Source organism: Hydrogenophaga sp., assembly GCF_011772445.1.
In the GTDB taxonomy this organism is placed as follows: Bacteria; Pseudomonadota; Gammaproteobacteria; order Burkholderiales; family Burkholderiaceae_C; genus Hydrogenophaga.
This window is the reverse complement of sequence record NZ_WVZN01000015.1, coordinates 1-9,091: the sequence shown is the minus strand read 5'-3', so window position 1 is coordinate 9,091 and position 9,091 is coordinate 1. Positions and strand designations below refer to the sequence as shown.

At 65.2% G+C, this 9,091-nt stretch carries 7 protein-coding genes; 6 read left to right on the top strand and 1 reads right to left on the bottom strand.

What is annotated here, in order from left to right:
• Positions 1 to 57: 57 nt before the first annotated feature.
• Positions 58 to 1,794, bottom strand: a complete 1,737-nt coding sequence (locus tag GTO19_RS06515) for a DEAD/DEAH box helicase (protein ID WP_291031127.1) — start codon at positions 1,792 to 1,794, stop codon at positions 58 to 60.
• Between the two features lie 249 nt (positions 1,795 to 2,043).
• Between GTO19_RS06515 and ettA the strand changes: the two genes are divergently transcribed.
• The 6 genes from ettA to GTO19_RS06485 all read left to right on the top strand — a co-directional run.
• Positions 2,044 to 3,705 (top strand): energy-dependent translational throttle protein EttA, encoded by a 1,662-nt coding sequence (gene ettA, locus GTO19_RS06510; protein ID WP_291031124.1) that lies wholly within the window; start codon positions 2,044 to 2,046, stop codon positions 3,703 to 3,705.
• On the top strand, positions 3,702 to 4,256 hold the full coding sequence (locus tag GTO19_RS06505) for a DUF1415 domain-containing protein (RefSeq protein WP_291031121.1): 555 nt from the start codon (positions 3,702 to 3,704) through the stop codon (positions 4,254 to 4,256). The genes ettA and GTO19_RS06505 overlap by 4 nt, the downstream gene beginning before the upstream one ends.
• A gap of 96 nt (positions 4,257 to 4,352) precedes the next feature.
• Positions 4,353 to 6,425 carry a DUF1631 family protein gene (locus GTO19_RS06500; protein WP_291031118.1) on the top strand — a complete coding sequence of 691 codons (2,073 nt, stop codon included), beginning with the start codon at positions 4,353 to 4,355 and terminating at the stop codon, positions 6,423 to 6,425.
• Positions 6,426 to 6,748: 323 nt separating this feature from the next.
• Complete coding sequence (locus GTO19_RS06495; protein ID WP_291031114.1) at positions 6,749 to 6,919, top strand: hypothetical protein; 171 nt, start codon at positions 6,749 to 6,751, stop codon at positions 6,917 to 6,919.
• 276 nt (positions 6,920 to 7,195) lie between these two features.
• Positions 7,196 to 7,786 carry a hypothetical protein gene (locus tag GTO19_RS06490; RefSeq protein ID WP_291031111.1) on the top strand — a complete coding sequence of 197 codons (591 nt, stop codon included), beginning with the start codon at positions 7,196 to 7,198 and terminating at the stop codon, positions 7,784 to 7,786.
• Between the two features lie 344 nt (positions 7,787 to 8,130).
• Positions 8,131 to 9,091 (top strand): hypothetical protein (locus GTO19_RS06485; protein WP_291031108.1); only part of this gene is annotated, 961 nt, incomplete at its 3' end.

Below are 9,091 nucleotides of genomic sequence, written 5' to 3'. Positions count from 1 at the left end.
GGCACACAAGGGCAATGCCGTACTCGTTTGTGGCTCTACTACGGTGAAATATCCGGGCTAGTTGTTCCCGATGCGGCCGTAGTTGGTGCGCAGCGGATCGACGTTGCCCTCGCCACGCTGACCGCCACCGCCGCCGCCCTTCTTGTTGCGGTTCTTGCCCCGGTTGCCCGTGCGCATGGCGTCGATGCCGGTGCGCAGCGGGTCGGGCTGCCCGTTCGGGTTGGCCTGGCGTGGCCGGGGATCGCGGATGCGCAGGCTGCCCAGGTGGGCGTTGGGGCCGGGTTGGCGCTCGTAGCCGTCCTCGCCCTCGACGCGCGGGGGACGATCGGCGCGCGGCGGACGGTCGCCGCGTGGGGGGCGCTGGCGCTGCTGGCCATTGTTGAACTGGCCGCCGCCGTTGCCCTGGCCCTGGCCGCCGCCTGGCGGGCGCGGGCCCCGTGCCTTCTGGCCCTGGCCGCCGCGCGGCTGGCCATCTCCCTGGCCACGACCCTGGCCCTGGCCTTCGTTGCTCTTCTTCTCGCGGATGCGCTGCACCATCTCCTGGCGCGCGGCCTTGGCGGCAGCGGCCATCACCTCGCGGCTGGGCGGCTTGCCCGCGCCGCCCCAGATGGTCTGGCGGCCCATGGCGATGGGCTCGGCCTTTTCACCCGGTTCGGGCATGTACTCGGCGAACATCTCCACCGGGATCTGCTGCTTCGTGAAGCGCTCGATCTCCATCATGAAGCCTTCTTCGTCCAGGCTCACGAGGTTGACCGCCTGGCCTTCGCGGCCCGCGCGGCCCGTGCGGCCGATGCGGTGCACGTAGTCTTCGCAGATGTTGGGGATGTCGTAGTTGACGACGTGCGGCAGTTCGTCGATGTCGATGCCGCGCGCGGCGATGTCGGTGGCCACCAGGGCGCGGATCTCACCGCTCTTGAAGCCGGCCAGCGCCTGGGTGCGCGCGCCCTGGCTCTTGTTGCCGTGCAGCGCCATGGCCGTGATGCCGTTCTTGTTCAGGTAGTCGGCCACGTTGTTGGCGCCGAACTTGGTGCGCGTGAACACCAGCACCTGGCTCCAGTTGTGCAACTGGATGATGTAGACCAGCAGGGCCTTCTTCTTGCCGCGGCCCACGGGGTGGATCACTTGAGTGATGCGCTGCACCGTGGTGTTGCGCGGCGTCACCTGGATGTGCTGCGGGTCCTTGAGCAGGCCTTGCGCCAGGTCGCGGATCTCGTCGCTGAAGGTGGCGGAGAACAGCAGGCTCTGCTTGCTCTGGGGCAGCAGGGCCAGCACCTTCTTCACGTCGTGGATGAAGCCCATGTCGAGCATGCGGTCGGCCTCGTCGAGCACCAGGATCTGCACGTTCGACAGGTCGAGAAAGCCTTGCTGCTGCAGGTCGAGCAGGCGGCCCGGCGTGGCCACCAGGATGTCCACGCCGCGTTTCATGGCGTCGATCTGCGGGTTCATGCCCACACCGCCGAACACCACGGTGGACGACAGGTCCACGTGCTTGCCGTAGACCCGGACCGATTCCTCCACCTGGGCGGCGAGTTCGCGCGTGGGAGTGAGCACCAGGGCGCGAATGCCGATGCCGCCGAAGCGGTTTTTCGGCCGTTCACCCTGCGACAGGCGCTGCAGCATGGGCAGCGTGAAGGCGGCGGTCTTGCCGGTGCCGGTCTGGGCGCCGGCGAGCAGGTCGCGGCCCGCCAGGACGGCCGGGACGGCCTCGACCTGGATGGGGGTGGGCGTGTGATAGCCGTGGTCATGCACGGCTTGCACGATGGCCGGGGCCAGGTTCAGTTCTTCGAATGTCATGGTGTGAAGCGGCGCCCTTCCAGGGCGCTGGGACATCGGCCACACGGGAGCGCCGCTGGGGGCGCCGCCCCGCTCAGTCAGGGGCCGATGGATTTCAGGGGGAGTTGGTGGCGTCCGCGCGGGAGGCACACCCCAGCAGCTTGCTGGTGCCGGGCCAACTGATGTGCCCGAACGGGGCGTATTGTCGCATGGGTCGATAATCCATGGTTTCGCGCGACGCCCCGCGCTGCAAATTTCCCACAGGACACCATGGCTCAATACGTCTTCAGCATGAACCGGGTCGGCAAGATCGTGCCGCCCAAGCGCCAGATCCTCAAGGACATCTCGCTGTCGTTCTTCCCGGGGGCCAAGATCGGCGTGCTCGGCCTCAACGGCTCCGGCAAGTCCACGCTGCTCAAGATCATGGCCGGCATCGACAAGGAGATCGAAGGCGAGGCGATCCCCATGCCGGGCATCCGCATCGGCTACCTGCCGCAGGAGCCCAGGCTCAACGACGAGCAGACCGTGCGCGAGGCCGTGGAAGACAGCATGGGCGAGGTGCGCCAGGCCCAGAAGCGGCTGGAAGAGGTCTACGCCGCCTACGCCGAGGAAGACGCCGACTTCGACGCGCTCGCGGCCGAGCAGGCCCAGCTCGAGGCCATCATCGCCACCGCCGGCACCGACTCCGAGCACCAGCTCGAGATCGCCGCCGACGCGCTGCGCCTGCCGCCCTGGGACGCCAGGATCGGTCTGCTCTCCGGTGGCGAAAAGCGCCGCGTGGCGCTGTGCCGCCTGCTGCTGAGCAAGCCCGACATGCTGCTGCTCGACGAACCCACCAACCACCTGGACGCCGAGTCCGTGGAGTGGCTGGAGCACTTCCTGCAGCGCTTCCCCGGCACCGTGGTCGCGATCACCCACGACCGCTACTTCCTCGACAACGCGGCCGAGTGGATCCTCGAACTCGACCGCGGCCACGGCATTCCCTACAAGGGCAACTACTCCAGCTGGCTGGAGCAGAAGGAGGCCCGCCTGGAGCAGGAGCAGCGCACCGAAGACGCGCGCCGCAAGGCCATGAAGGAAGAGCTCAAGTGGGTGCGCTCCAACGCCAAGGGCCGCCAGGCCAAGAGCAAGGCGCGCCTGGCCCGCTTCGAGGAACTGAGCGACGTCGACTACCAGAAACGCAACGAGACCAACGAGATCTTCATCCCCGTGGCGGACCGCCTGGGCAACGAGGTCATCGAGTTCAAGAACGTCAGCAAGAGCTACGGCGACCGCCTGCTGATCGACAACCTGAGCTTCACCGTGCCCGCGGGCGCCATCGTGGGCATCATCGGCCCCAACGGCGCGGGCAAGTCCACGCTGTTCAAGCTCATCACCGGCAAGGAACAGCCCGACAGCGGTGAGGTCAAGATCGGCCAGACCGTGAAGATCGCCGCCGTGGACCAGAGCCGCGACGGCCTGGCCGGCGACAAGACCGTGTGGGAGGACATCTCGGGCGGCCTCGACATGATCACCGTGGGCAAGTTCCAGATGCCCAGCCGCGCCTATTGCGGGCGCTTCAACTTCTCGGGCGGCGACCAGCAGAAGCTGGTGAAGAACCTCTCGGGCGGTGAGCGTGGCCGCTTGCACCTGGCCAAGATGCTCAGCGAGGGCGGCAACGTGCTGCTGCTCGACGAACCCTCGAACGACCTCGACGTGGAAACCCTGCGCGCGCTGGAAGAGGCGCTGCTGGAGTTCGCGGGCTCGGCGCTCGTCGTCAGCCACGACCGCTGGTTCCTCGACCGCATCTGCACGCACATCCTGGCCGCGGAAGGCGACAGCCAGTGGTTCTTCTTCAACGGCAACTACCAGGAATACGAGGCCGACAAGAAGCAGCGCCTGGGTGAGGAGGGCGCCGCGCCCAAGCGCCCGCGCTTCAAGAGCCTGGCGTGACCGACGAGCAGGTCATCGCCGCGACGCGGCACTGGATCGAAAAGGCCGTCATCGGCCTGAACCTGTGCCCCTTCGCGCGCGCCGTGTGGGTGAAGAACCAGGTGCGCATCGTCGTGAGCTCCGCGCGCCACATCGACGGCCTGCTCGACGACCTGGACCGTGAACTCGATCTGCTCAAGGACACGCCCCCCGAGCAGATCGACACCACGCTCATCGTGCACCCCACGCTGTTTCCCGACTTCGAGGTCTTCAACGACTTCCTCGGCATCGCCGACGAGGTGGTGGCCGAGCACGACCTGGAAGGCGTGATCCAGGTGGCCAGCTTTCACCCCGACTACCAGTTCGAGGGCACCGAGCCCGACGACATCACCAACGCCACCAACCGCTCACCTTTTCCCACGCTGCACCTGCTGCGCGAGGACAGCGTGGCCCGCGCCGTGGCCAGTGAAGGCGGCGACGCCGAGGCCATCGTGGCCCGCAACATGGACACGCTGCGCCGCCTGGGCCCGCAGGGTTGGCGCGATCTGATGTCGGCATCGGGCGACACCTGAACCTGAATTGCCGGGTCGGGCACACGCTTTCCCCCCTTTTGGGGATATGGTGCCGGGGGCACAATGCCCCCGCCTTTCGACGCTGATGCCCTTGCCATGCCCAATTCCCCGCTCCCGGCCCTCGACCTGTGTTTGAAGGAGGCGCTGGACCAGTGCCGGCAATGGATCCCCGTGTGGATCGACCGCGTGCACGCCCTGCTGCGCGAACGCGAGCTGATCCAGACCCAGCCGCACGAACGCCAGGCCCTGCTGGAGGCCCACCAGTCGGTGCACCGCCAGCGCGAGGTGGTCGCCAGGCACTGGCTCTCGGCCCTGGCCGACCGCCTCGAACAGGCGCCCGCCACGCCAGGCCAGGCGCGCAAGCCCTCGCTCAGTCTCGACGAACTCGAGTTGATGGGCGACGACCAAGTGCACGAGCGCGTCGAAATCGCGCGCGTGCAGCAGACGGCCATGCTGTCGGCCGAAGACGCCTTCAACGAGCTCACCTCGCGCCTGTCCACCGCGCAGGGCTTCAAGGTGGTCAATGCCGAACTCAACCCGCTGCGCGTGCAGGTGTTCGTCGACACACTGCTCTCGGCCCTCAAATCCATTGATGTGACGCCGGCGGCGCGGGCGCGCTGGCTGCAGGTGGGCGCCAAGCCGATGGGCGAATCGCTCGACGTGTTCTACCGCCACCTGGCCGACTGGCTGGGCGCGCAGGGCGTGCAACCGGCGGGCTACGCGGTGGTGATGGCGCCCGAATCGCGCGTCCTGCCGGAGGAGGCCCTCGCAGGACAGGACCTGCTCGAAGGCCCGATGAGCGACCAGGAAGCCCTGCTCACGCTCGACCACCTGCACCAGTTGCTGGTCGGCGACCTGGACGGCGGCGACGCCTCGCGCCGCAGCAACGACGGCATGACCCGTGCGCTGGCCGGCGAGGTGGTGACGCTGATGATGCAGCGCATCGCCGCCGACAAGCGCCTGCTCAAGCCCGTGCGCAACCACCTGCAGGAGATGAAGCCCGCCTTGCTGGAGCTCGCCGCCAGCAACCCGCGCTTTTTCGCCGACCGCAACAACCCCGCCCGGCGCCTGCTCGACGCCGTGACCGCGCGCAGCCTGGCCTTCACCAGCGAGCAGGACGAGGGCTACAGCGGCTTCCTGCAAGAGCTGCGGCACGTGGTGTACGAGCTGCGCCGCTCGAGCAAGACCGACCTGTCCGAACGTTTCCCCACGCTGCTCGACCAGTTGCGCCAGTCCGAAGACCGCGCCGTGCCGCGCGGCGAGCGCGAGGCGCGTGGCCGAGCCGTGCAGACCCTGGTGAAGGTGGAGCAGCGCAAGCTGCTGGCCGAGAAGATCGCCAACGAGTTTCGCGCCCGGCCCGACTACCCCAAGGCGCCCGGCCCCGTTCGCCGCTTCCTCACCGGTGTGTGGGCGCAGGTGGTGGCCAAGGCGCGCATCGACGAGGCCGACAACCCGCCCATGACCTCGGGCGATTCGAACTCCCGGCGCTACGTCGACATCCTGGCCGACCTGCTGTGGTCCAGCCAGCTCGCGCTGGCCAGCCAGAACCGGCCGCGCCTCGTGCGCATCATCCCGCCGGTGCTGCGCACCTTGCGCGAAGGCCTGGACTCGATCGACTACCCGCGTGACAAGGTCGAGGCCTTCTTCCAGACCCTGATGGGCCTGCACGAGGCCGCCTACAAGACCCAGCGCAGCAGCGAGGCCGCCGCACCCGCACCAGCCGAGCCCGAGGCCGACGCCAGCGTGCTCAACCCCGACGACGCCGAGCTCTGGATGCGCCAGCACGAGGCGAAGGAAACCAACTTCTACGACGAGTCACTGCCCGAAACGACCCAGCCCGGCTTCCAGGCCACCCAGCCGATGCAGCGCGACTGGCTCGACATCAAGGCCGAGATGGTGCTGCGCGACGCCACCTCGCTCACCGTGGGCAGCTGGTTCGACCTGCAGCAGGAGGGCCAGGCCCTGCGCGTGCAGCTCACCTGGGCCAGCCCGCACGGCACGCTGTTCCTGTTCGGCACCGCCTCGGGCAAATCCATGTCCATGACGCGCCGCGGCGTGGACCGCCTGATCGAGCAGGACAAGCTGCGCGTCGTGGCCGATCACAGCGTGGTGGACGAGGCGCTGGATGCGGTGGCCCAGCAGGCGCTGAAGAACTCGGGGAAGCGCTGAGGGCGGGCACACAAGGCTGACGGCCGCGCCCGAAGGGTGGCGCGGCGTTTTCTCTCAGGCGGCCACGGGCCGCCTTTTTCGTGCCTGGGCGGCGGCTGCATTCGGTCAATGCCGGGCAATGGTCTTATTTGAACGTTCGATCAATTGCAGCGGCCAACTGCAATTCATCAGAGAAACTTCAAGTCAATTGATGCCAATGATGGCTATGCTTCGCCGCTGATTGCATCCCGCGATCCGCAGAGTGATCGCCATGCGCCGCTACCCGCATCCTTGATTTCTGTCATAACGCTCAAGGCCATGATCTGCAACTGATTCATGGGGTGATGCCCGGCCGCAGCAAAGAAGAGGCGGTCGGCGTGATGATGGAACGCTTGCGGTCGGATTACGCCTCGTATTTGGTGATGTTGACCGTGACGTCGCAGGTGGGCGTGGCGGGGTGCACGTCGTCGGGGCATTCCGCGCAGGCATTGCCAAACGGGGCGGGCCTCGCATGAGTGGCGAATCAGTGGTGGCGAAATCCCGAATCGCGTCGCATGTGCGTCAATGCGGGCCCCGAGTGGGCGAGTGGCCCACGCGCTGAGTTGTTGGTCGCCAGATATTGAACGGACATGCAAATTATGAATTCATGAATTTTGCGGCCGAGGGGGTATTGGTGCTTTTGCACGGGCAAGCGGATCGGCTAAATTTCGCGCCACTGGTTTTGTTTGATCGAGTGGAGTTGATGCCACTCTGCGGACTCGGCTTGAATGAGTGGTGGGAGGATGTTGAAAATGACGAAACCTGTCAATGTGAGCGAAGGCGCAGCTCGTGACGATGGCTTGGGAAATTTTTTTTCCGTGTCGCTCGTTGTGTGGATAGTGTGGCCTGCGGTATTTGTGTTTATTTTTCGTGATGCCACGTATGATTTTCTCGGTGCGGCGTTGAAGGACTATTTATTCTATCCGCCCTCACTAATAAATATCGCGACCTATTGGGGTGGACAAGAGTCGGTGCTGAAGTCGCTATATCTTAGTGCATGGTATGCAAACAGCTTGATGCTTTCCTGTTGTTATCTTCTCTATCTGTTGGGTGAGCTACCGAACAGGAGAGTTGGAGTGCAAGGGGCAGGTCAACGACTGAAGGCAATTGGCCTTGCGCTATTTGGTCTCGTGGCGTCGTTTGTGGTTTATTCGAGTGCTGCATTTGAAACGAAGCTTTCCATTACGCAGTTCGAGCGATTCCTTCTTGAGAGCGGCCTCGGCCAGTTTGTGTTGATTCCCTTGGTATATGTCGGCGCAGCATGTGCGCCTCTTGGTGCGATCGATTTGTTCATTGCTGCATGTCGCAGTTTTGGTTTCAATGAGAAGGGTGGTCGGAAATGAGCGATGGCAATCAGAATCAAGTGGATGGCACGAAACTCATGGATGTGATGTTTACCGTGTCCGGTGGCGTGTATGGGATGTTCAAAGACAAGGTGAATGCGCTATACACAAGCGGGGCATTGCAAGGCTCCCTACCCAAGGGGGCGATCCTGACGGGCGTGGCATTTGATGTTGCAAACGATGCTGTGAAATTGTCGTTCGCCATATCGTCTGGTGATCCACGAGAGGTCGCAAAGGTGGCGGTTGGTGCCGTGGGTGGCGCGACTGGTACGTATGTCGGCGGTGCCATGGGCGCGGGAATTAACGTGCCCGCACGTATAAAGCCGGTTTCAGTTCTGGCAGGTATGGCATTCGGCGCAGCGTTCGGGGACTACATCTCCGAATGGGCCTTCAACACCTACATCTGGCCCGAAGGCGCCGCAACCCCCGGTTCCGGCTCTGCGGGCGGTCTGTCCCTGAGCGTGAGCGTTTCCTCCGAACCCATCGTCTCGCTGCCCGAAGCGATCGACATCGCACCGCCACCAGACGCGCCCACACGCATCAGCACCGACTACCTTCTGATCGAGACGGCCAATGCCCACGCCGTGACGGTCAATGCCGGTGGAACTGTCTGGGACGCATTTGCTGTGCAGAAGGGCCAGCCCGGAGGGTTCAGCGATTGGGGCGACTTCCAGCAAGCCGTGGCGGTGAGCAACCCCGGGATATCCGACCTGAGCCAGATCGCGGCCGGCACGACCTTGTACCTGCCCGAGCGCCATGCCGACGGCAGCATCACCTACCACTACAGCGGTGGTGCGGCCATCACCGCCAACGTCAGTGATGGCACGTACCACATGGTCATCCCCAACGCCGAAGGGGGCCAGACCATCTACAGCCGCAGTTACGTGGGCGACGTGGACGGCGACGATGGCAGCCTGATCGCGCAGTACGACATCCGCCAGATCAGCAGCGACGCCACGGGCGAAGAAACCTACCGCTTCGAAGGCCTGCAAACCGGGTTGCAGGGCGAGATTCGCGCGCAAAGCGAGTGGAGCCTAGCCGACAGCGACAGCGACGGCAACGGCAGCTACGACCTGATGACGCAGACCACGCACCTCAGTGCGGGGTTCTCTCAGGTGCGCATCGACAACGGCATGGACGGGCAGTGGAACCACGAATCGCTGCACACCGGCTTCGCCAGCTACGACCTCTTCGACCAGTACCAGCGCAACCAGGCCGAGTACCAACTCTCGCGGCTGAATTCCAGCGGGCAACTCGACAACAACTACTGGAACCAGTTCACGCAGCAGAGCAGCGCGTGGATGC